The organism is Paenibacillus sp. FSL E2-8871, from assembly GCF_038000345.1.
In the GTDB taxonomy this organism is placed as follows: domain Bacteria; phylum Bacillota; class Bacilli; order Paenibacillales; family Paenibacillaceae; genus Paenibacillus_AQ.
Genome location: NZ_JBBOBV010000001.1, coordinates 2,137,991 through 2,161,094, shown reverse-complemented (window position 1 = coordinate 2,161,094; position 23,104 = coordinate 2,137,991). Strand labels below are relative to the sequence as shown.

19 protein-coding genes are annotated in these 23,104 nt (G+C 42.8%); 17 read left to right on the top strand and 2 right to left on the bottom strand.

Annotated features, from left to right (window positions below):
* Positions 1-31: 31 nt before the first annotated feature.
* The 7 genes from NYE25_RS10005 (at position 32) to hcp (ending at position 8,929) form a co-directional block, all read left to right on the top strand.
* A complete protein-coding gene (locus NYE25_RS10005; RefSeq protein ID WP_076286527.1) occupies positions 32-1,609 on the top strand; it encodes a spore germination protein in 1,578 nt (525 codons plus the stop codon).
* Positions 1,599-2,780, top strand: coding sequence for a Ger(x)C family spore germination protein (locus NYE25_RS10000; protein WP_339797060.1), 1,182 nt, complete (start codon positions 1,599-1,601; stop codon positions 2,778-2,780). The genes NYE25_RS10005 and NYE25_RS10000 overlap by 11 nt, the downstream gene beginning before the upstream one ends.
* 33 nt (positions 2,781-2,813) lie before the next feature.
* Complete coding sequence (locus NYE25_RS09995) at positions 2,814-3,920, top strand: GerAB/ArcD/ProY family transporter (RefSeq protein ID WP_341145820.1); 1,107 nt, start codon at positions 2,814-2,816, stop codon at positions 3,918-3,920.
* A 92-nt stretch (positions 3,921-4,012) separates the two neighbouring features.
* Positions 4,013-4,438: a MarR family winged helix-turn-helix transcriptional regulator gene (locus tag NYE25_RS09990; RefSeq protein WP_042189684.1), complete on the top strand. Its 426-nt coding sequence runs from the start codon at positions 4,013-4,015 to the stop codon at positions 4,436-4,438.
* Between the two features lie 151 nt (positions 4,439-4,589).
* A complete protein-coding gene (locus NYE25_RS09985) occupies positions 4,590-5,975 on the top strand; it encodes an MFS transporter (RefSeq protein WP_341145819.1) in 1,386 nt (461 codons plus the stop codon).
* Between the two features lie 166 nt (positions 5,976-6,141).
* Positions 6,142-7,542 (top strand): MFS transporter, encoded by a 1,401-nt coding sequence (locus NYE25_RS09980; RefSeq protein WP_341145818.1) that lies wholly within the window; start codon positions 6,142-6,144, stop codon positions 7,540-7,542.
* A gap of 94 nt (positions 7,543-7,636) precedes the next feature.
* On the top strand, positions 7,637-8,929 hold the full coding sequence (hcp, locus tag NYE25_RS09975) for a hydroxylamine reductase (protein ID WP_341145817.1): 1,293 nt from the start codon (positions 7,637-7,639) through the stop codon (positions 8,927-8,929).
* A 193-nt stretch (positions 8,930-9,122) separates the two neighbouring features.
* On the opposite strand, the gene NYE25_RS09970 is transcribed toward hcp, so the two are convergent.
* A complete protein-coding gene (locus NYE25_RS09970; RefSeq protein WP_341145816.1) occupies positions 9,123-10,013 on the bottom strand; it encodes a LysR family transcriptional regulator in 891 nt (296 codons plus the stop codon).
* Positions 10,014-10,179: 166 nt separating this feature from the next.
* Here NYE25_RS09970 and NYE25_RS09965 point away from each other — a divergent pair, with 166 nt between their 5' ends.
* Positions 10,180-10,758, top strand: coding sequence for a sugar O-acetyltransferase (locus tag NYE25_RS09965; RefSeq protein WP_341145815.1), 579 nt, complete (start codon positions 10,180-10,182; stop codon positions 10,756-10,758).
* A gap of 139 nt (positions 10,759-10,897) precedes the next feature.
* Here the strand turns inward: NYE25_RS09965 and NYE25_RS09960 are convergent, their stop codons facing one another.
* On the bottom strand, positions 10,898-11,371 hold the full coding sequence (locus tag NYE25_RS09960) for a hypothetical protein (RefSeq protein ID WP_341145814.1): 474 nt from the start codon (positions 11,369-11,371) through the stop codon (positions 10,898-10,900).
* A gap of 273 nt (positions 11,372-11,644) precedes the next feature.
* Between NYE25_RS09960 and NYE25_RS09955 the strand changes: the two genes are divergently transcribed.
* The 9 genes from NYE25_RS09955 (at position 11,645) to NYE25_RS09915 (ending at position 23,092) form a co-directional block, all read left to right on the top strand.
* Positions 11,645-12,919 carry a hypothetical protein gene (locus NYE25_RS09955; RefSeq protein WP_341145813.1) on the top strand — a complete coding sequence of 425 codons (1,275 nt, stop codon included), beginning with the start codon at positions 11,645-11,647 and terminating at the stop codon, positions 12,917-12,919.
* A 122-nt stretch (positions 12,920-13,041) separates the two neighbouring features.
* Complete coding sequence (locus NYE25_RS09950; RefSeq protein WP_042189670.1) at positions 13,042-13,452, top strand: DUF6855 family protein; 411 nt, start codon at positions 13,042-13,044, stop codon at positions 13,450-13,452.
* Between the two features lie 183 nt (positions 13,453-13,635).
* On the top strand, positions 13,636-15,180 hold the full coding sequence (locus NYE25_RS09945) for a flavocytochrome c (RefSeq protein ID WP_341145812.1): 1,545 nt from the start codon (positions 13,636-13,638) through the stop codon (positions 15,178-15,180).
* A 155-nt stretch (positions 15,181-15,335) separates the two neighbouring features.
* Positions 15,336-16,943, top strand: a complete 1,608-nt coding sequence (gene dcuS, locus NYE25_RS09940) for a DcuS/MalK family sensor histidine kinase (RefSeq protein ID WP_341145811.1) — start codon at positions 15,336-15,338, stop codon at positions 16,941-16,943.
* Positions 16,940-17,647, top strand: a complete 708-nt coding sequence (locus NYE25_RS09935) for a response regulator (protein WP_076286516.1) — start codon at positions 16,940-16,942, stop codon at positions 17,645-17,647. Before dcuS ends, NYE25_RS09935 begins: the two co-directional genes overlap by 4 nt.
* A gap of 178 nt (positions 17,648-17,825) precedes the next feature.
* Positions 17,826-19,169: a 2-hydroxycarboxylate transporter family protein gene (locus tag NYE25_RS09930; RefSeq protein ID WP_341145810.1), complete on the top strand. Its 1,344-nt coding sequence runs from the start codon at positions 17,826-17,828 to the stop codon at positions 19,167-19,169.
* 70 nt (positions 19,170-19,239) lie between these two features.
* Positions 19,240-20,424, top strand: coding sequence for an NAD(P)-dependent malic enzyme (locus tag NYE25_RS09925; protein WP_341145809.1), 1,185 nt, complete (start codon positions 19,240-19,242; stop codon positions 20,422-20,424).
* 196 nt (positions 20,425-20,620) lie between these two features.
* Positions 20,621-21,175: a MarR family winged helix-turn-helix transcriptional regulator gene (locus NYE25_RS09920; protein ID WP_341145808.1), complete on the top strand. Its 555-nt coding sequence runs from the start codon at positions 20,621-20,623 to the stop codon at positions 21,173-21,175.
* A gap of 108 nt (positions 21,176-21,283) precedes the next feature.
* Positions 21,284-23,092 (top strand): ABC transporter ATP-binding protein, encoded by a 1,809-nt coding sequence (locus tag NYE25_RS09915; protein WP_341145807.1) that lies wholly within the window; start codon positions 21,284-21,286, stop codon positions 23,090-23,092.
* The last annotated feature ends 12 nt before the right edge of the window (positions 23,093-23,104 follow it).

The window sequence follows — 23,104 nt, the reverse complement described above, 5'->3', positions numbered from 1 at the left end:
GGTAGAATAATCACGCAAAGAGCAGCAAATAATGGAGAGAAAGGTGAAGGGCATGGCAGAGGATGGCAATGCAAGTAGCAAAAGTGCTGGAAGCAATCCACAATGGACCGTCCCTTCAATTCCGATTGATTCAACAGAATTAAGAGTCAATTTAGAGCAGATTCGCCAAAAGACAGGGAATAGTGGAGATATAATTATTCGAGAATTTACGATTGGGGGCTCGGAGGAGGAGCTTCAAGCCGCAATTATTTATGTGGATGGCATTGTTAACAATACAACCATTAATCAATTTGTCATGGAAGTCTTGCTGAACGTCATGCTGAGTAATGAACAAAGGACATTAAATGATCTGGTCCAAGTAATCACTGATAAAATTGTTCCAATCGGTGGTCTGAAGACGCTTGTTCAATGGGATGAACTCTATGATGCTCTGTTGTGGGGGCAGACTATTTTATTAATTGATGGATCGAATGAAGCCCTAGCGATTGCTACATCGGGCGGTGAAGTCCGCGCTATAGATGAGCCTGGTACGGATACTTCTATTCGAGGATCTCGTGAAGGGTTTGTTGAAAGCTTAACGACAAATATTTCGATGGTTCGGCGTCGCATAAGAAATCCTAATTTATGGCTGGAATCGATGACATTAGGTCAAGTTACACATACCAGGATAGGGATCATGTACATAAATGGGATCGCGGATGATAGCATTGTTGAAGAGGCGAAGCGACGTCTCCGCAAGATCAAATTGGATAGCATTCTGGAATCAGGATATATTGAGAAAATGATAGAAGATCAGAGTTTTACTCCGTTTCCAACGGTCCTACCTACAGAACGCCCAGATACCGTCGCTGCTAATCTTTTAGAAGGAAAAATTGCAATTATGGTGGATGGAACGCCCTTTATGCTAATCATCCCAGCCGTTTTTAATCAATTCTTTCAAATTACAGAGGATTCTTATCATCGGTATGATATCAGTGTTGCATTGCGGCTGTTACGAATCGTAATGTTCATCATTTCGATGATTGGACCTTCTTTCTATATTGCAGCAACAACCTTTCATCAAGAAATGATACCAACGCAGTTAGTGATTTCGCTTGTTTCACAGCTAGAAGCAACGCCATTTACCGCGTTTGTTGAGGCGCTATTAATGGAGGTTATTTTTGAAATTCTGCGTGAAGCGGGTGTTCGTATGCCAAAAGCAATTGGATCAGCAGTATCCATCGTTGGAGCACTTGTCATTGGGCAGGCAGCTGTACAAGCAGGTTTAGTGTCAACGGCAATGGTTATTGTTGTTTCACTTACAGCTATCTCTAGTCTAGCGACGCCTGTTTTCTCAATTGCTGTATCCGCGAGATTGTTACGTTTTCTCCTCATGATCAGTGCAGCAACGTTCGGTTTCTTTGGAATGATTCTTACCTTGATTATGATCATTGCACATATGTGTAGTTTACGTTCATTTGGTGTACCTTACATGGCTCCTTATAGTCCAATGATGCATGTAAAGAATAGTCAGATTCATGCACCTTTACCGATTTGGATGAGACATTTGATTCCAAAATTGATGAAGAAGCCTACAACAGAGCAAGTGGGTGATCAAGATGGGACGTAGAATGGCACGGTTTTGTTTGTCGATGGTTATGATTGCTCTCCTTACGGGTTGCTGGGATAGTCGAGAGTTAACGGATATCGGTTTTGTGGTTGCGATGGCGATTGATAAAGGAGAAAAAAAGAACATTAGGGTTACGGTTCAGATCGTGAATCCTGTAAATGTCTCAAGTACACAAGGAGGAGGTAGCCCAATGCCTTTACCTCCAACCACATATTCAGCAGAAGGAAATAATGTATTTGATGCCACTCGTGTTCTCTCACAAAAACTTTCTAGGCAATTGCATTATGGTCATGCGATAGTTCTCTTGGTAGGTGAAGATTTAGCTACAACACAAGGGATAAAGAAGCTTTTTGACGGCATTGAGCGGGATAGTGAGTTTCGTCCTTCCGCTACAATGGTTATCGCGAGGGGAACGACGGGAGAAGAAATCATTAAACAACGAACGAGTCTCGATAATTCACCTGCCATTAAAATTAAGAAAATGGTAGCTGAAACCGAGAAAGCATTTGGTGAAAATATTGATGAGAAAATATACCAAGTCATTCAAGCCATCGTCTCATCTGGTAAAGAACCTACGATTACTGGCATTCAACTCGATTCTACAAATAAAGAAGACAAATTAATGGCTAATGGAATTGCTACTTTTAAAGATGGAAAATTAATGAGGTGGTTAGACGGAAATGAAAGCCGTGGATTCTTATGGGTGTTAGGCAGAGTTAATTCGACATTGTTAACCATGGATTGGAATGGTCAGCCACATACAATCGGGATCGAGAATATACGAACCAAATCATCATTTCATTCAAGCTTTGATAAATCCGGTAAACCAATTATTGAGGTGAAGATTGGCGCGGATGCAAATATTGGTGAGGTTGATGTCCCAATTGATGTAACTAACCCGAAATTGTTCTTGCAAATTGAGCGCCTGTACATGCAAGCCGTTCATGATGAAGCGGTAGCCACGATTAAATTAATGCAACAGCAAAAGTCGGACATTTTTGGATTTGGAGAAGTGGTGCATCGTGATCACCCTAAGCAATGGAGAACGTTAAAGCGGGATTGGAACGATGTGACCTTTCCCACCATTGAAGTAAAAGTGAAAGTGGAGGCTTATTTGCGTAATACTGGGTTGCGTAATAGAACCATAATGGAAAGTATCGATAATAGCTGATAAATGAATTGTTCATAGAGAGAAGGAGTGACATTGGAAAAAGCAAAGATCAGTCCCCGTCAATTGCTTATCCTTGTATTGATGTTTGAAATCGTGAGTGCGATTATCTCCGGATTTGGTGCGGAAGCCAAGCAAGATGCATGGATCACCGCAATCCTCGGAATGCTCGGGGGAATTTGTTTATTTCTAATCTATCATCGATTGTCTTTATTTTATCCGGATCTTCCGCTCACGGAATATGCGAAAAAAATATTAGGGCCCGTTGTGGGTCGTATCGTCGCCTTGTTATATGTCGTCTATTTCTTGTTTAATGGGAGTTTTGTAGTCCGTGAATTCGCCTCAATGGCTGTATCCTTTGTTTTTACACAGACTCCCTTTCTCGTTATTATTGCTTTGATGCTACTTTCGGTTATGTATGTCATTGGAAAAGGTATTGAGGTGTTGTCGAGGACAGCGGAGCTCTTTTTTTCTGTGTTACTTCTTGTTACTGTAACCGGTCTAATTTCGATTGTTACATCTGGGAATGTAAATCTTCAAAATTTAAGACCTGTACTTGAAGAGGGATGGTTAACCGTACTGAGGCAATCGATTCCAAGCACCGTTGTATTTCCTTTTGGAGAGATTATAGTGTTCTTGATGTTGTTTCCCTATGTGAATAAACCGCAACAAGTGAAGAAAACAGTGATTACAGGATTATTGATCAGCGGATCTTTTATCGCGCTTGTTACGATGCTAAATGTGTCTGTCCTCGGTGCGGATCTATTTACAAGAACACAATACCCATTGCTGACAACCTCGGAGTTGATTGAGGGAAGAGCTTTATTAGAACGATTGGATGTATTGTTTCTCGTCACGGCTATTGTCGGTGGTTTTTTCCGTATCGGCATTTATTTATATGCGACGCTAATCGGTGCGGCAACATTGTTCGGTATTCCCTTCTATCGCAAATTAATGATCCCCGTGACTATGGTTATGTTTATTTGTTCCATTGCGATGGCAGGAAACTATGTAGAATTTATCTATACAGGATTACGTGTCGTCCGGTTCTATGTCCAGATTCCGATGCTGTTTATCATTCCACTAATACTTCTAGTGATGGGCTGGCTTCAAGAGAAGAAGAAGCTGAAATCTGCGAAATAAGGAGCTTATATTCTAGAGTTGCATTTATTAGCCTTTACAATTATACTCGTCATAGCAACTATAATCATGTCAATTATCTGGGGGCCATACCATTGGAATTAGAAAAATACATAGGCGTAATTGTACACCGGGCAGATTTAAAGCTGAATAACTATTATCAAAAAGTGGTAAATCCCTTTGATATTACGGTGGACCAATGGGAGATCCTCGTTATTCTTTGGGAGAGTGAAGGGATTACTCAAAAGGATATTGCTGAAAGACTCTATAAAGATCAAACTAACATTGCGCGTATGCTCTTCAAGCTTGAAAAGAAAGGCTTTGTTCATCGTGTAACCCATGAGACGGATAGAAGATCTTTACGTGTATATCTAACCTCTAAAGGGCGTGAAATAAAAGATGAGATTCTTGCTCCCTCTCTTGAAGCGTATAGAAAGACCATTGAAGGGTTAACTGAGGAAGAGGTTGAAACCTTTAGAAGGCTACTTTCTGTCATTCATAATAATGTAAAAGATTTATAGTAGATTTTGTTTGTAAAAGAATAGATCGTCTCAACCCAATTAGTTGCTATGACTATTATCGTCAAGACCATTTGTTTTTGTATCGTTTTTTTTATTATCTAATACTTGCTATGGCAACTAATACTTCGACAATTATAAGGAGGATTCAAAGATGAGAACAAGCAATAATAAAATCGGGATTTTTGATGCCCAGTACAGAGCGTTGACTATCGGTATTATTCTGGCAGTCACAACAGTAGCATTTGAAGGATTGGGGGTTACGACGATTGCACCAAAGGTGGCGCAAAGTTTGAATGCGATCCATTATTATGGTTGGATTTTTAGTGCATTTCTTTTATCCCAAATCATTGGCACAATGGTCATTGGACAGCAGATTGATAAGAATGGTGTATATAAATCATTTGTAGTTTCTATTCTAATCTTTGTTACGGGTATCGTCATTGCAGCAACTTCCTTCAATATTTACATGTTGATCGGCGGAAGAGCGTTTCAAGGTTTCGGAGCAGGTGCGCTTTTAACTTGTGTATATTCCAGCATTACTTTAAGTTACCCTGACAATCTAAGAACAAAAATACTTGCAGCTTTCTCTAGTGCTTATATTCTTCCAGCATTAATTGGTCCTTATATCGCAGGGCTTTTAGCCGAAAATCTTTCGTGGAGGTTCGTGTTCTGGCTTGTTCTGCCTTTCATTGTTCTATCTGTATGGTTAACGCTCCCATTATTTCGTAAGTTACAAGCTGAGAATAATAATGCTTCATCGACGAAAAGAGGGACGAATAAAGAAATATACGCAATTTTGTTAACATTAGGAACAGGGCTGCTATTAGCAGGATTAGGATTTTTACCTTATTGGAAGGGGATTGTGATTTCAATTGCAGGGGGCTTGATTATGATTCAACCTTTACGGAAACTGCTGCCAGAGGGTGCATTAGTAGTTAAAAAAGGTTTGCCGGCAACCATTGTTACTAGAGGGCTGTTTGTTGCATGCTACTATGCTGTTGAAAGCTATGTTGTGCTAGCACTAACAAATGTTAAAGGGTTATCGGCAGATGTTGCGGGCTTAATCGTTGCTGCTGGGGCTATAAGTTGGTCAATAGCAGCGTGGTTGCAATCCAAGCTTGATGAACAAGACCATGGGAGGGGCCGTAGACAACGGGTGATGATTGGCGTTGCATTTATGATTGTCGGAGTTGCGCTGGTCATAACCGTGATAGGCATTTCAGGTAATGGAATTGTGCTCGCAGTGTTCTCACAAATACTTACCGGTTTTGGAATAGGGCTGGCACATCCAACCACGGGAGCTATTGCACTACAGCATGCCGAAGATGGCGATGCAGGTTCAATTTCAGCGAATATTCAATTTATTGATGCGTTTAGTCCTGCTCTTAGCATCGGATTAGGCGGTGCCCTAATTACCATTAGTGAATCCTTTGGATGGGGCGTAATGACAGGAATCCTCTTGGCCTTATCGATCCAGCTTCTTTTCGTAATTTTAAGCTTTATAGCTACTTTCCGAATTGCGAAGAAGGCAAGCTGAGGCAGATATAATATATGACTGTGAAAGCGAGGGGGAAGATAAGGCTGTACTGACTGGAGCCTATTTAAACATCTCAAATCCCATCTTTATGGGATTGGTCCTGGCAATGGATCTACTTATAATTGTTAGTAATTCTTAGACAAATATGAGTGGGGACGGGATCAGTATGATTGTTGCAAAAAATACAGAGCTAGCGGGCACCCGCAGGCGACTGTTGGGTATGATGGCGGCTATTTGTATGGGAGCTTTTATTTCCCATTTTACAGCCGGAATTATGAATGTATCGCTTCCTTTTTTTATAAATCATTTTCAGACGGAGCTTGCGAAGGGGTTATGGATCACAACAGGGTACCTACTAGTGATTACTGCGCTTCTCCCTGTGATGGGAAAACTGGGTGATCGTTATGGGTTTCGCCGCATTCATAATCTCGGATATGTGATTTTTACAGTTGGTTCGATCTTGGTCGCTTTTTCACCTAGTCTGCCAATATTGCTTACGCTTAGAGTTGTGCAGGGCATAGGCGCTGCGATGTTCCAAGCAACGAATATTGCGCTCATCACCATCCATATGCCGAAAGAGAAAAGAGGACATGCACTCGGAATTCTGAGTACGGCAGTCGCACTGGGCGGGATGACAGGCCCTATTGCGGGAGGGTTGATTGCGGAGTGGCTTAGCTGGCAGTGGCTATTTTTGATCCATGTTCCTGTGGCGATTGTGGCTACAGTTATGGCTTACCGGTACATTCCGAGCCGTGTGGAAGATCGTAAGTCGGGAACTGTCAGCATCGTGGGGGCTAGCTTGTTCATGGTATGGATTACCTTGCTTCTTCTCGTGATAACAAATGGGAGCAAGTGGGGTTGGGTGTCTACGCAGACGATGGCGAGTTTGATGGGGTTTCTCTTGTTGTTGGTCACGTTTCTATTATGGGAACGGAGGCAAAAGACACCTTTTTTACCTCTTCGGGCGCTGAGAATTCCTGCTGTGGCGGGTGGCTTGATCGTTAGCTGTGCCTCTTTTATTCTTTCTAATACCTTGCTTGTCCTTATTCCATTTTATTTGATGGGAGCAGCGGTTCAGTTTTCGTCCTCCACGACCGGTTATATTATGGCTGCTTATCCCATTGCATTGGCTTTTGCAGGTCCTCTTGCAGGCTACTGGTCCGATCGTTATGGTTCTCGTCGGCTGATGCTTATGGGGCTGAGTGCTATGGGTGGTGGGTTCATCCTGTTGCTAGTATTTTTAGAGTATATCCCGGTCTATGGAATCGCTGCGATTCTATGTCTTATTGGACTTGGGATGGGGCTCATTGCTTCTCCGAATAATAGCTATATTATGCAGCAGACGCCTAAGGAACACGTAGGTTCAATTGGAGGAATAATTGCCTTAACACGAAATGCGGGGATGGTGTTTGGCTCAGCACTTGGACTTGGGATGGTGAGTGGAGAGATAGGGCAGGAGAATCAGCTACAGGCGTTCAAAATGGTTTTTGGGATTAATATTTTCATTTGTATAGGCGTTATTATAATGATGGTTGTTATCAATAGACGGCCATTTAAATCTGCTTGATCTAAAAAAAATGTGTGTGTAATCACAACTCAAGGTTTGGTGTTCTGTTACGTTGAGAGTAACGAAAGATTATCTAAATATGGAGGATAACGATATGTTTTGTTACCAGTGTGAACAGACACCGACTGGCGGTTGCACCGTTGTTGGAGTATGCGGCAAAAATGAAACCATTGCGAGTTTACAGGACACGATGATTTTTGCCTTAAAAGGAATTGCAGCTTATGCAACACATGCTCGGCAGCTAGGATATAGCGATTCTGAAGTGGATCGTATTACCCACGAAGCTTTGTACATGACCTTGACCAATTCCAACTTTAATACGCAGGAGCATTTGGAAATGGCGATGAAGGTTGGAGATGCGGCGGTTCGCGTCATGGATCTGCTGGATCGTGCGCATACGGACCGCTTCGGGATTCCACAACCAATCACAGTCAGCCAGAATAAAATTGAAGGTCAATGTATTGTGGTGACAGGGCATAACCTGTATGCACTCGAGGAATTGCTGCAGCAGACGGAAGGAAAGGGCATCAACATCTATACCCACTCGGAAATGCTACCTGCCCATGGCTATCCTGCGCTCAAGAAGTATAAACATCTGAAAGGCAACATCGGCAAAGCTTGGTACGATCAACGCAGACTTTTCGAGCAGTTTCCTGGTGCGATTCTTGCAACTACAAACTGTGTGATGCCGATTAAGGGTACGTATGCAGACCGCTTTTTCTCATATGAAGTAGCAGGGCTGGAAGGTGTAGCGAAAATCACGAATGACGATTTCTCCCCACTGATTAATCGTGCGTTGTCATTACCTGCGGCTGATGTAGAGTCAGATCTGGTACTTACGACAGGATATCATCATGAAACAGTAATCGGGCTGGCACCAGAGATCATTCAAGCTGTCAAAGATGGGCATATCCGCCGGTTTTTCGTCATTGCAGGCTGTGACGCGCCAGGTAAAGGTGGGAATTATTACCGCGAGTTGGCGACCTCCTTACCGAACGATACCGTCATTTTAACCACGTCTTGCGGAAAATTCCGCTTTAATGACGTAGATTATGGAACTGTTGGAGACACAGGCATTCCGCGTTATATTGACCTTGGGCAATGTAATAATTCTGGTTCTACGGTGAAGATTGCTTTAGCTCTGGCTGAGGCATTTGATTGTACGGTGAACGAGCTACCTGTCAGCATCGTGCTGTCTTGGTTTGAGCAGAAAGCAGTAGCCATTCTGCTTGGTTTGTTCAGTCTTGGCATTCAGGATATTCGTATCGGACCGAAACCGCCTGAGTTTATCTCGGATGGGGTGTTGGATGTGTTGGTAGATCTTTTTGGATTAAAGTTGATTACTACTGCCGAGGAAGATATGAACGCGATGTTGGCGTTGTCGTAGGTTAATATGGGTGCTTAATACTTGAGACATATGGAGTGCTGTGTGTCATTGGCTAGGGCACAACATTTAATATCGCAAGACTAAGCTCAAGCTGAGAAAAAAGCTTGGGCTTTTCTTGCGTTTTGAAGACAAGCTACCATACAAACATACGTTACGACTGGGGGGATCGCTTTTCCAAGGTTATTGTCTACAGTTATGAATTGTATATTTTTATATTGTTTCGTAGCTGAGCTAAAAATTTATTTGCTGCATTAGAAAACACTTGATGTTTTTTCCAGATAATATTTAAATTAGCCTCTAATTTGGGGTTTAAAGGTTTAAAGCAAAGCTTGCTATCTCCTGATGTATTAATAAGTTTATCCAAGCACAATGCATATCCAATATTTTCCTCTACCATTCGTGCAGCATTGTAAAGTAGATTATAAGTTGCGACAATATTGAGATCCTCAATATTCGCTCCAAACCATCCTGTGAATTCGTTACTGACAGCAGTTTGACGTGAAATTAACAGTGGTTTATCTATTAAATCTATTGGCTGGATGAACTGCTTGTACGCTAGAGGACTATCTTTGCGCATTAAAACACCCCAAACATCAGTAGCAGGTAATTTTATATAATCATATTTTTGTTTATCTGTGGGTTCTATGACAATGCCGAAGTCTAATAATCCACTGTCTAACCTGCTAGTAATATCGTCAGCATTACCACTGTATAAATCAAATCGAATACTTGGATAATGTTCAAGTAATTCTTTTGATGCTTTGGCAATGAAATTCATAGCTTCTGTTTCACCACCACCAATGTAAATTTCTCCGCTAATCAGCTCGTTTGATTCTTTAAAACTGGCTTCGGTTTTATCTACTAGCTCAATGATTTCCTTCGCTTTTTTAAATAAGTACTTCCCTTCATCTGTTAAAGTAATTTTCCGATTTCCTCTTTCAAATAAAGTTGCTCCTAATTCCATTTCAAGGTCTTTTAATTGTCTTGATAATGTAGGTTGAGACAAATGCAGCTGTTTTGAAGCAGCCGATATATTCTCTTCATTCGCTACAGCAATGAAATAGCGTAATACACGAATTTCCATAACAGTCTCCTTATTATATCTATGCTTAAAAAGCATAAGAGTGTATTTGGTATAAGTATTAGTCATTTGAATCATATAAACTTATGATGTGAATGAAAAGGTTGAACTCTAAACATATGAACCTCATTATCAGAAGTATAATTAAATTGGGCTGGTGATTTTAAAAATGGAGATGAAAGAATTTATTAATTTTTGTAAGAAGGGAAATTCAATTTCGGGTGAGGATAAAGAATTGCATGGATTATTAACTCAATGCAGTTATCAAGCTCAAAAGATCACAATGGAATTGAATACATCCTATCATTCAAAAGAAGAAATAGTGGAGATTTTTAGTGAACTTACAGGCAATAAAGTTGATTCGTCGTTTATGTGTTTTCCGCCGTTTTATACAGATTTTGGGAAAAATATCACTGTAGGGAAGAATGTGTTTTTCAACACAGGTTGTTCCTTCCAAGATAGAGGTGGAATTAATATAGGGGACGGTACAATGATTGGTATGAATGTCACGATTGCTACTCTTAATCATGGGTTACCTTTAGAAACGAGAAATGTAACCTATCCCTCTCCAGTTATCATTGGAGACAATGTATGGATTGGGTCAAACGCTACCATACTGCCCGGGGTGACGATTGGAGATAACTCTGTTGTTGCGGCAGGAGCAGTTGTCACTAAAGATGTTCCAGCGAATACTGTCGTTGCAGGAGTACCGGCAAAAGAGCTTAAAAAAATTATTAACAATTTGTAATACATCTTAAAAACTCAAGCGTAATGCCGCTTGAGTTTTTTCATGCATGTATATTGCATTTCGTTGGTAGGTAATCCAGGCACACAAGCCAAATCGATCATAAAAAAGATTCCCATCAGTGATTATTGGCGGGATATTGTTATATAATCAACCCCATTTCACGGAGTCTATCTTTAATTTTCTTTATACGAGCTTCTTTTTCGGTAGCTTCAGTTAATACCACCACAGATGTTTCGTTATACTTCTTTATAATCCTCTTTAAAGTTAATTCTTTCATATCCTTTTTACTCTGCATTGTAACACGAGGGACAATGGTATGGTTTTCTATGGTTTTGGGATCTGCAGAAATTCGTTCTAGTAAATTAAGTAGAAGCATCAGTCTTTTGTGTCCCAACCTCGGAACTTGGTATAGTTTTTTCCATGTGGAATTTAGTAGGTGATCAAGGTTTATATATCCCTTGGAGTATAGAGCATTTATGAGGCTCGTTAAATTTGGTCCCTGCTCTTCTGCATAAGCAACAGTTACGATACAAGCAATATCCTTACTATAAAGATGCGCTGGAAGTGGGAAAAATTGTATTAATGCCGCATTTCCATCGATGATGTCATTCATGATGATTTACCTCCAATAAAAATTTTTGGTCATTATTCACGTATAGAATTCTGGTGAAGGTTGTGCAAAATATTATTACACTCTGCATTATTAAAACCCAAGTTACTGATCATTTTCTGAACATCAGCAAAGCCCATTGCATGAGCATGTAGAATATTCAGAAGATTTTACTATTTAATAAGTAACAATCGACTCGAATATTCGCTGCTGCGCTTCGTAATCAACACTAAGTAATGGTATGATGTAGGCATCAATTTTATGGGGTGCACTATAATGGATATTCGAATCAAAGAACTGCTTGATGCCACACAGCAAAAATATGGATTGGACAACTACTACTTACACTCTCATGAAATTTATCGCGACGTTACGATACTGGGAGAGACCAACTATTTTCTTAGTATGGAATGGTTTCCTGCACATATGAAGGAATGGAAGGGCGATTACAATCCGGAAGGAACTGCCGTCATCACGATTGACCTACAATCCCGCAACTATAAAAGTGTGATTTTTGTTGGCGGGATATCTTATGCGAATGGGACACCATTCCAAAATATAGATTTTAACGGAGTCATCCGGTGGATTGAAGATGAGGCAAGGATTGTATACGGTAAACAATTCCACTTAGAGAAGGAACAGATTGGAGAATATCATTTTATTGAAAAAATAGGTAGCATACCAGTCACTCCTGGTGGACGGATCGAGCTTCGCTTCGATGCGGAAGGCAGGCTTGTTTTTTACAGTGTATATGGCCAGTTTCCTTCCAGCTCCCTTGTGCACAAAGAGAACTATACTCTCACACTTCAAACGATAGAGCCACAGGCGAGGAAACAACTACAGCTTATAGAATATCCGGTGTACGAGACGAAGCAACTCCTGCCGATCTATGGGATAGAAGAAATCTACATTACAAATGACGGAACAACCACCATCCCATTTGAGTTTATATCAGGTACAAGAGCACGACTGAATATTGATCAAGTAATCCATTGGGAGCAACAGAATACGGAGCTGGAGCCGTTCGAAAGGACGGAGATACGCCTACTTGAGGTAGCTACCATTGAGCAGGCAATAGCTCGTGAGCCGCATCCGGACTCATTTCCTATCACAGACGCAGAACAAGCCGAATGTATAGCCGCAGTCGAAGCTGGTTTAAGCCAGCTCTTTCCGGATGAATCCGGAGAATGGATGTTGAAGACTTTTCAACGGGAAAGAGGACATATTCAGGCAACACTGAGGATGAAGGCGCCAAGTAATCGTATATTCCAGCGTAAGATCCTCCTGTTCATCGATGTGCAGAATTATAAGGTTATAAATTATATGGATAACAAGCCAATGCTCGATATGTTTGATGAGTTCAAGAGCGAAGAGGGGATTTCTGTAAGCCATGACGAAGCTTATGACAAGCTCAAGGGATGGTTCGAATTAACACCCGTCTATGTGTATGATCCTGGGCAGAAGAAGTATGTGCTGTGCGGGAAGTTAGATTGTAATTATGCTGTGAAGGCCATTAGTGGAGATGTGGTGGAGTTGAGTAGTTTGGAATGATAGTGCAAGCTTTCTTATACTGAGTAGGACGAATAAAGGTAATGAAGTATAGTAAGGTGATGCAAATATAATAAAATGAGTAGAACTTACTAATTTTGTGAGTTACTTTGGGAGTTGAAAATATGACGACAGCTACAGGAACCAAGGAAAATCCTTGGAAATTAAAGACACCACCGCAAACATCCGAGTATGAAATGTACAAGGTCGAAAAAGACGGTAAAGAAATTATAGTTTGCACTGTAGGGAAAACGGTTTTGCATTATGACTATCGCTGTATTGAAGATCTGCACGCCATGCTTATACAAAATGGTGATTGGATGGAGTTAGGAAGTGCTGATGAGCAAAAACCAGCAAAAGAAGGTACCGTTGAAGCATGGGGGCGTTCACCTGAAAACCCTGTTGGCGGTTGGTATGGATTAAAGAAGGGACTTCGGGGGCGATTTGGAATGTATATCCCACCGTTGCTCGAAGAATTGGGTCTTGCGGAAGTAGAGCATAATCCAAGAAACAATCGGATGAAAGCGATCTTGTAAACGAAGGAGAGCCTAAAGGCTCTTCTTTTTTTTGAGCTATGCCCCTAACCTGTGGTCTTTCATACACATTGCAGTGATTACTTTAGTTACAAAACGTTTTTTTTAGTTACATAAACTTTCAAGGGCAGGGTCTTTGCCGTTAAGCTGATTGTAAAAATATTCACAAGGGGGCAAAGCTATAACATGAATAAAAAAGTAACCACTGCTCTTATTCTCGTTCTCTCAGTCATGCTTGTTATCACAGGATGTGGCAACAGCAACAGCAACAATGGAAACGGGAACAAGAACACCAGCAAGAACACCAGCAAGATCAACGAGACAAAGGAAACTGAAGCTGTTTCGGGAGCATCCAAAGCTAGCTATACACCGTACGATCAACTAAAAGATAAATATGACATCATCATTATTGGTGCAGGTGGTGCCGGAATGTCTGCTGCACTTGAGGCGAGAGCAAAGGGTATGAACCCGGTTATTTTTGAAAAAATGCCGGTTGCCGGCGGAAATACAACAAAATCATCTTCGGGAATGAATGCTTCTGAAACGAAATTCCAAAAAGAGCAAGGCATTGAAGACAGCAATGATCTGTTTTATGAAGAGTCCTTAAAAGGTGGCCATGATACGAACGATAAAGAGATGCTTCGTTTCTTCGTAGACAATTCCGCAAGTGCGATTGATTGGCTGGATTCTATCGGGATTAGATTGAATAATATCACGATTACAGGCGGGATGAACGAAAAACGCACACACCGTCCTGAAGATGGCTCTGCAGTAGGACAATACCTTGTCAAAGGCTTGGTGAAAAACGTACAAGAACAAGGCATTCCCCTTTTTGTGAACGCCAATGTCAAGGAAATTACCGAAAAAGACGGTAAGGTCAATGGCGTCAAAGTTATCTTTGACCAAACGGAAGAGAAAACGATTACAGCGTCTGCTGTCGTGGTGACAACCGGCGGTTTCGGCGCCAATTTAGACATGATTTCAGGAGTCAGATCTGATTTGGAGGGGTACGTTACCACCAACCAGCCGGGCAGCACCGGTGACGGTATCAAGATGATTGAGAAGCTCGGCGGTACCACAGTCGATATGGATCAAATCCAAGTTCACCCGACTGTGCAGCAGGAAAAATCCTATCTCATTGGGGAGGCTGTTCGTGGGGAAGGAGCGATCCTGGTTTCAAGTGTAGGCAAACGTTTCACAAACGAACTGGATACAAGAGATAATGTCACCGCTGCAATCAATAAGCTTCCTGAGAAGTCTGCGTTTCTTGTATTTGATTCCGGCGTAAAATCTCGCGCTAAAGCGATTGAACAATATGAAAAAATGGGCTTCGTTATCGAAGGAGATTCGATCGAGGCTTTGGCAACAAAAATGGACGTACCGGCAGATCAGTTGAAAACTGCACTAGAGACCTGGAACAGCGCGGTGACGAATAAACAGGATGCCGACTTCGGCAGAACAACCGGAATGGATAATGACTTGTCCGGCGCGCCATATTATGCAATTAAAATCGGCCCGGGAATTCACTACACGATGGGAGGCGTGAAAATCAACACCAACACAGAAGTTTTAAATAAAGACGGACAACCGATTCCAGGCCTTTTTGCAGCAGGCGAAGTTACCGGAGGCTTGCATGGTCAAAACCGGATCGGCGGTAACTCTGTTGCGGAAATCATTATTTTCGGCCGCCAAACGGGTATGAAATCCGCTGAATTCGTAAAAGCACAATAAGTTATCCCCCTGCCTCTTTTCGGCTAGGCAAACAAACGCTTGGGCTCATCTTAGCCATGCGTTTGTTGTTTTATTATAACGGTGTAGCGTATAAGGTCATAGCCATCCTTGCACGTATACGTTAGAATGAAGAAAAATTTCCGGAGGGACAGCTGATGAAAATTGGCAAACATACACTTCGGCTGCAAACAACAATTACTTTGATGATTGGTGCAGTTCTTATCATAATGCTGCTAGTGGTCTATGTGCTATTTAGTATAAAGGTTTCCTCACAAACAAAATCCTCGTTGGAACAAAAGGCTGTGATCATTTCCCGTACGTTATCGCGTAACCCTCTAATTATTGAAGCGTTAAACAAATCACGCAGCTCGTCTGAATTGCAAAGCTACACTGAGGAAATCCGATTGTTGAACAATGTGGAATTTGTTGTGGTCATGGATATGAATGCGATCCGATATTCCCATCCGGACAAGGACAAAATTGGTAAGCATTTTATCGGTGGCGACGAAGCCGCAGTCTTGCAGGGGCAGGAAAGCATTTCGGAAGCCGAGGGTTCTTTGGGCCCATCTGTAAGAGCGTTTTCACCTGTCTTCTCTGCAAGTGGGAAACAATTAGGAGCGGTGGCAGTAGGGATATCACTGGGAAACATCAGACTTGCCATAAGAGAGAACGTGGGAATCCTTTATTGGGGATTGCTTATAGGCAGTCTAATAGGGGCTGCGGGAGCATTTCTGCTGGCACGTGTTATCAAAAAAATGATGTTTGGCATGGAACCGGCCGCTATTGCTAAGCTTTTGGAAGAGCGTAACTCCATGCTACAGTCAGTTAGGGAGGGAGTCATTGCCGTTGATAAAGAGTCACGTATTACTTTGATTAATACAGAAGCCAGGCGTTTGCTTGCAGCCATTGGCATGCAGGATGATCCCTTGAACCAGTCGGTAGAGAGCTTTTGGCCATCACTGCGGATGAATACAGTGCTCAAAACCGGTGAAGCCAGCCAGGACTTGGAGGTGGAGCATAGCGGTGTTACGTTACTGGCAAACGTGGTTCCCATTCATGTAAAGGGAGCTGTAGAAGGTGCAATTGCCACATTCCGTGATAAGACGGAGATCAGCATACTTATGGAAAGGTTATCTGGCATCTCCTTATATGCTGAGGCATTGCGTGCCCAGGCGCATGAGTTTATGAACAAGCTGCATGTAATATTAGGATTAACACATATGAAAAGGTATGATCGGTTGGAGGCGTATATAACAAGTACTGTCACAACAACACAGGCAGAGATGGGAACGGTGGTGAGACAAGTGAAGGACCCTGTGATGGCGGGATTTCTATTGGGTAAGCTGAGCCGGGCCAGAGAAGCCGGAGTTCGACTGGTGCTTCTGGAGGATGGGGTTCTGCCGGAGCCTAGCGATCCGGAACGCTCCTGCCAACTCATTACGATAGTCGGTAATCTTTTGGATAATGCAATGGAAGCGCCGGAAGGTAGAGGCAGCAAATATATTCATTTCAGCTTTCAATATCAGGATAAGACGCTGGTAGTTACGGTTAGCGATAATGGAAGCGGTATCCCAGATGAGAAATTGCCGCTTATTTTTCAACAGGGGTATTCGACAAAAGGAAATGACCGAGGCATCGGCTTGTATCTGGTTGAGCGGAGCCTTAAAGCTATGGGAGGTAAGATTGTTTGTGAAACAGGAAAGGGAGAAGGGACTCGATTTACGGTTAGTTTACCCTATCGAGCAAAGAGTGATGGTCAATGATTAGTGTATTGATTGTAGAAGATGATCCGATGGTAGCCGAGATGAATAAATTCTATCTGGAGCAAGTGGAAGGTTTTCAGTGTAAAGGCTGGGCAAAATCAGTGGGTGAAGCTCTGATCAAATTGGCAGATGAGTCTTTCGAGCTGATTCTGCTGGATATTTACATGAAAGAGAGCAATGGATTGGAGCTGCTGTCCGCTCTCCGTCGAGGCAGTAAACGAATAGATGTGATTATCATTTCAGCTGCGAGCGATAAGGACAGTATCCGAGACGCGCTTCAGAACGGTGCAGTCGATTACCTTATCAAACCGTTTGAGTTTCAACGCTTTCTCGCAGCCCTTTCCGCCTACAAGGAGCAGAATTTTCTGTTCCGCAATCAGGATTCCCTGGATCAGTCTGAACTAGATAAGCTAACCGGGTATAGGAAAGAGCCCTCGGCCGTTCAGGATTTATCCAAGGGCTTTACCCGGCATACATTGCGGACGGTCTGGAAAGCGGTGGAGACCCATAATGCAAATTCCTTTAGCACTGAAGAGATTGCAGTTAGTTCCGGAATCTCGCGGGTTTCGGTCGGGAAATATCTTGCCGTCCTCGCAGATATGGGAGCGCTGAACAGTGAATTGACCTATGGCACCATAGGAAGACCTGTACAGCGATATCGCATGTCTTCCCGCGGCAGTTCTGTGATTTCTAAATTCATATAGCCTCTTGGAGTGGGCCGCCGGTTCCGTGTTTTATATGGAATCGGCGGTTTTTGATTGCTTATTTTTGATAGCGCTTACTTTAATAATTTTTATAATTCAATCAATAATTACGTAAAAACAAAAGCGCTTTCATTTCCGCTACTATAAGGCTAGAAAAGAGTTTAGGAGGAAATGAAAAATGCAAAATACGATTCCATCACCTGTTTCCAAAGGAAAGGAAGGTCCCCTGCCAGAAAAGGCTGCCTTCATTCAAAAATGTAAGCAATTTAAGGTCGGTGTCTTTCCGCTCCCTGTGTATCTAGCTCTGGCAGTGGTCATTCTTCTTGCAAGTGTGGCGGGGAAGCTACCGAATGACATGATTGGAGGATTCGCTGTCATTATGGTTCTGGGTATTCTGCTGAGTGATATCGGTATGAAGCTTCCCTTGTTGAAAAATATAGGCGGCCCCGCAATCATGGCCCTTATGATCCCATCCCTGCTGATTTACTTGAATTTGTTCAACTCTACTGTGACAGACGCTGTCACCACATTGATGAAAGAGGCCAACTTTCTGTACTTGTACATCTCCATCCTGGTGAGTGGCAGTATGCTCGGCATGCACCGCAAAACATTGGTAGCGGGTATTACGCGGATCTTCATCCCGCTGATCGTCGGGACGATTGCAGCGGTTCTCGGCGGACTACTGGTAGGAACGCTCACAGGTTATAGCATGTATCATACTTTCTTCTTTATTATCGTACCGATCCTTGGCGGTGGAATCGGTGAAGGCATTCTTCCTCTCTCGATTGCATACTCAAGCATTCTGGGTGGACACGAAGCGGGTTATTACGTATCGCAGATGATCCCGTCTGCAATTATCGGCAACGTATTCGCCATCATTGTGGCGGGCTTCCTGAAACGTCTGGGCGAGAAAAAGCCCCATCTAAGCGGTAACGGTACACTAGTCAAATCCGGTGACGATCTACAGCATGACAATCCGGATAGCAAACCCAAAGATTTCATGATGATGGGTGCGGGACTTCTGATCGCATGCAGTTTCTTCATTGTTGGGGCATTGCTTGCAGATTATGTAGGGATACCCGGACCGATTGTCATGATTCTGATGGCTGTACTGATCAAATGTGTCAAGGCGCTTCCCGAAAGATTCGAAAATGGGGCTTACCAGTTGTATAAGTTCGTTGCTGGTAACCTGACATGGCCGCTCATGGTAGGTTTGGGCATGCTATACGTTCCTCTGAAGGATGTAGCTGCCATTATCTCTCTACCTTATGTGCTGACCTGCCTCGCCATCGTCTTCAGCATGGTGGTTTCCGGCTATTTTGTGGGAAGAAAAATCAATATGTACCCTGTCGATGCGGCAATTGTAACCGTCTGCCATAGCGGCTTGGGTGGAACCGGAGATGTAGCCATTCTCTCTGCCTCCAATCGTATGCAGCTCATGCCATTTGCCCAGATCTCCACCCGGATCGGCGGCGTCAGCACTGTTATTGTGGCAACTATTCTATTGCGGTTTTGGAGCTGATTAGGATGTCAAGCATACGGCCAGAAAGCTTATAGAGAAAAATAAATTGCAATTAACAGGAGGAACAGTAATGAAAATAATGGATGAAGTAATGAAGATGCATGTCGGCGGCAAGCTGGAGACAGGCTTGAAGAACCCTATTCGAAGCATGGAGGATTTATCCAAGGTATATACACCCGGAGTAGCTAAAGTGTGTCAGGCTATCGCCGCAGACCAAGATAAAGCATACGAATATACGATAAAGAAAAATTCGGTGGCGGTCGTTAGTGACGGAACAGCTGTACTCGGACTTGGCGATATCGGTCCCAAAGCAGCCATGCCGGTCATGGAAGGCAAAGCAGCGTTGTTCAAACAATTTGCAGATGTGGACGCTTTCCCAATCTGCCTGGATACAAAAGATACCGAGGAAATTATCGCGATTGTTAAAGCAATCGCCCCTACCTTCGGAGGCATTAATCTCGAAGATATTTCTTCGCCTCGTTGCTTTGAAATTGAAGCGAGACTTAAGCAGGAGCTCGATATTCCAGTCTTCCACGACGATCAGCATGGAACGGCGATTGTGGTACTGGCTGGAATTTTGAATGCATTAAGAGTATGCAACAAGGACATTAAGAATGTAAAGATAGTGGTCAATGGTATTGGAGCCGCCGGTATCGCCGTATCTAAGATGCTCCTGCATGCCGGTGCTGTAAATTTGATCGGTGTGGACCGCCAGGGTGCAATTAACCGTGCTGTCCATTACGATAAATCGCATTGGAGCGAGTTTGCACTAATTACGAATCCTCATCTGGAGAGAGGTTCCTTATCTGAAGTTATTCAGGGTGCCGATGTATTTATCGGACTATCCGCCCCCGGTGCCTTAAAGCTAGGTGATGTAAAAAGAATGGCTGCTGATCCGATTGTATTTGCCATGGCCAATCCTACTCCGGAGATTGATCCTGAAATTGCCGCGCCTTACGTCAAGGTTATGGCGACAGGGCGCTCCGATTTTCCTAACCAAATCAATAATGTTCTCTGTTTTCCCGGTATTTTTCGTGGAGCCCTTGACTGTGGCGCCACTGAAATCAATGAAGATATGAAACTGGCTGCTGCAGAGGCGATATCTTCAGTAATTGACGCCAGTGATCTTCATGAAACTTATATTATGCCGAATGCGTTTGATCCACGGGTAGTGGAGCGTATCCGGGAAGCGGTTATTCGAGCGGCGCTCAAGAGTGGTGTGGCAAGAATAGGTACGTTAATGGAAAGCAATTAAAGCTGTATAAACATCCGATCCGGATTATTCACAAATTAGTTTTTCGGAGTTCTGTGCATATCTCGTATCCATGATGTTAGGTAACTCTGCCTCTAGAGTTACCTTTGTTTATTTATCTGGTTTGCAAAAATAAAAGAAATCAGTTATATTCAATGTAATTAGATAATCTAACTATAGGAGTAAGGAGGTATACAAATTGAAAAGAAAGCCTGCCAAGGAATATACGACCGAGCAACAATTACCGAGACTTGGAACATCGCCTTATTTGAAGTTGATGGAGCGTACAGCCTCATCCGATACCAATCTAAATTCTGCGCACCTGGGCCTAATTATGCTCTGGCTGGGAGATAACATTTTAGACATGGTGGATATTGATTTAGCTGCTTTTGACATCACGGAGAGCAAGCTGGATCTATTACTCCTATTATCCCTTCACGCAGATCAGGAATTGGTTACACCTTCATCCTTAGCAGACAGATTGGGTATTCGCCGATCGTCCGTAACGGCCTTGTTAATATGGCTGGAGAAAAGAAATTTGATTGTTCGTGAACCGTATGCCAAGGATGGCCGTATGACTCACGTTCGTATTAGCGCTGAAGGCAGTACGCTTGTGAATCAAATATTGCCTACGTTCTGGTCTACTTGCGCATCCCTTGTTGATGAATTAGATAAAGAGGAGCAAGCGGTGTTCCAAAAAGTGTTGGTTAAACTAAATGCAAGCTTAGAAAAACGACTTAGATCGGGGAGATAATTTTTTTGGTCGTATAGTTAGATAATCTAATTACATCAATTCAGAGGTGGATATGATCTGATTTGATAACCGTGATGGATATTACAACATGAAGGTATGTGATGCAAAATGAAACAAACTCAGCATTCAGGGGACCAGCAGCAGAGTCGTGAGCAGCATTTTATATCGCTGCGCATCATGTTTAAGGAGATGTTCTTGCACACAAGGTCGCAATGGGTCTTTCTTATGCTTGGTGCCGTCACAGTGATAGCCATTTCCATTCTTGAATTTATGATCCCTCAGTTAACTAAAGAGATCATAGATCAAATCATCCCTGAAAAAAACTATTATGCGCTACTAGAAACGGGAGGTCTTATCCTGCTAGCTGCATTGCTGCTGGGGATATTTAACTTCAGTAGCAGTTATGTAATGACAATTGTTAGTCAGAAGGCAATTTTCCAGTTGCGAAACAAATTGCACAAACACACATTAAATTTGGATTTGAAATTTTTTGATCGTAATCGGACCGGGGATCTTATGGCAAGGTTAACGAGTGATGTAAATCAACTACAGGAACTGGTTTCAGCCGATAGCCTGTCCATCATAGCGGATGTCATAACCTTCGCTGCGATCGTGGGGTACTTATTATATACGGACTGGCAACTAGCATTAATTACACTTATAACCCTGCCTTTTTTATTTATAACATCACGATATTTCAGCCTGCGCATTAAGAGTGCCTATAGAGCGGTACGTCACATATCAGCTCAGTTAAACAACTCACTTCAAGATACGTTGTCAGGCATACGGATGATCAAGTCTTTTGCAAGTGAAGATGCGGAAGCTAAGCAGTTCGAGGCATTGAGCGAACAGCATCGGATAGCCACAGTCTTTGCTTCAAGGTTATCGGGAACTTTCTCGCCAATTATCGATTGGCTGAATTATGTAGGTATGACGTTGGTGCTTCTGTTCGGAGCGTGGCAGGTTATGCATGGGAATATGTCCGTTGGTGATATCGTAGCTTACTTAGCTTACTTGCGTTTGTTGCAAGCGACCATCCGTTCCTTTAGCAGAATGATTACCAAAGTGCAGCAATCGGCAGCAGCATTCGAGCGCATTCAAGAAGTCTTAACAACCGTTCCAGAGGTTTACGATAAGGAAGGAGCGATTGTTCTACCGCCCGTAAAAGGACAAATTGTGTTTGATGATGTTGAATTTGCATATGAAGAAGGACATCCCATTCTACAAAACTTCCAATTGCGGATTCCATGTAACCAAACTACGGCTTTGGTTGGTTCGTCAGGATCAGGAAAGTCAACGATTGCTTATTTGATTGCCCGTTTGTACGACGTTCAGCGAGGAGACATTTATATTGACAGTTATCCGTTAACGGAAGTGACGGTGAAGTCGCTTCGTCATCAGATGGGGATCGTATCTCAGGACGTAATTCTCCTCAATGGCACGATACGTGAAAATATTGCGTACGGTAAACCTCAGGCCACAGAAGATGAGATCAAAGCGGCTGCCCATGCCGCAAACGCCCACGAATTTATTTCAGCCTTTCCAATGGGCTATGATACGCCCATCGGGGAAAGAGGGGCCAAGCTTTCCGGAGGACAAAAGCAAAGATTGTCAATAGCCAGAGCTTTCTTGACCAATCCTCGCATTCTTATTTTGGACGAAGCTACTGCTGCTCTGGATACGGAATCTGAACAACATATTCAGCATGCGTTATCTGTGCTTCTTCCAGGTCGAACTTGTCTGGTTATCGCCCACCGTCTTTCCACGATTCAAAATGCCGATCAAATTGTTGTATTGGAGCATGGACAGATTGTGGAGTTGGGAAATCATGAAGACCTACTCCGGCGAAATGGGCGATACAAGGAACTATATGAGATGCAATTTCCAACGAAATCTTCCTTCGAACAAATTTTATAATTGAGGTGTAAT

Coding starts and splice junctions, on each gene's coding strand:
- NYE25_RS09945 (WP_341145812.1), top strand. CDS start 13,636: ATGAATAAAAAAGTAACCACTGCTCTTATTCTCGTTCTCTCAGTCATG.
- NYE25_RS10005 (WP_076286527.1), top strand. CDS start 32: ATGGAGAGAAAGGTGAAGGGCATGGCAGAGGATGGCAATGCAAGTAGC.
- dcuS (WP_341145811.1), top strand. CDS start 15,336: ATGAAAATTGGCAAACATACACTTCGGCTGCAAACAACAATTACTTTG.
- NYE25_RS09955 (WP_341145813.1), top strand. CDS start 11,645: ATGGATATTCGAATCAAAGAACTGCTTGATGCCACACAGCAAAAATAT.
- NYE25_RS09925 (WP_341145809.1), top strand. CDS start 19,240: ATGAAAATAATGGATGAAGTAATGAAGATGCATGTCGGCGGCAAGCTG.
- hcp (WP_341145817.1), top strand. CDS start 7,637: ATGTTTTGTTACCAGTGTGAACAGACACCGACTGGCGGTTGCACCGTT.
- NYE25_RS09965 (WP_341145815.1), top strand. CDS start 10,180: ATGGAGATGAAAGAATTTATTAATTTTTGTAAGAAGGGAAATTCAATT.
- NYE25_RS09930 (WP_341145810.1), top strand. CDS start 17,826: ATGCAAAATACGATTCCATCACCTGTTTCCAAAGGAAAGGAAGGTCCC.
- NYE25_RS09915 (WP_341145807.1), top strand. CDS start 21,284: ATGAAACAAACTCAGCATTCAGGGGACCAGCAGCAGAGTCGTGAGCAG.
- NYE25_RS10000 (WP_339797060.1), top strand. CDS start 1,599: ATGGGACGTAGAATGGCACGGTTTTGTTTGTCGATGGTTATGATTGCT.
- NYE25_RS09935 (WP_076286516.1), top strand. CDS start 16,940: ATGATTAGTGTATTGATTGTAGAAGATGATCCGATGGTAGCCGAGATG.
- NYE25_RS09960 (WP_341145814.1), bottom strand. CDS start 11,371: ATGAATGACATCATCGATGGAAATGCGGCATTAATACAATTTTTCCCA.
- NYE25_RS09985 (WP_341145819.1), top strand. CDS start 4,590: ATGAGAACAAGCAATAATAAAATCGGGATTTTTGATGCCCAGTACAGA.
- NYE25_RS09970 (WP_341145816.1), bottom strand. CDS start 10,013: ATGGAAATTCGTGTATTACGCTATTTCATTGCTGTAGCGAATGAAGAG.
- NYE25_RS09950 (WP_042189670.1), top strand. CDS start 13,042: ATGACGACAGCTACAGGAACCAAGGAAAATCCTTGGAAATTAAAGACA.
- NYE25_RS09980 (WP_341145818.1), top strand. CDS start 6,142: ATGATTGTTGCAAAAAATACAGAGCTAGCGGGCACCCGCAGGCGACTG.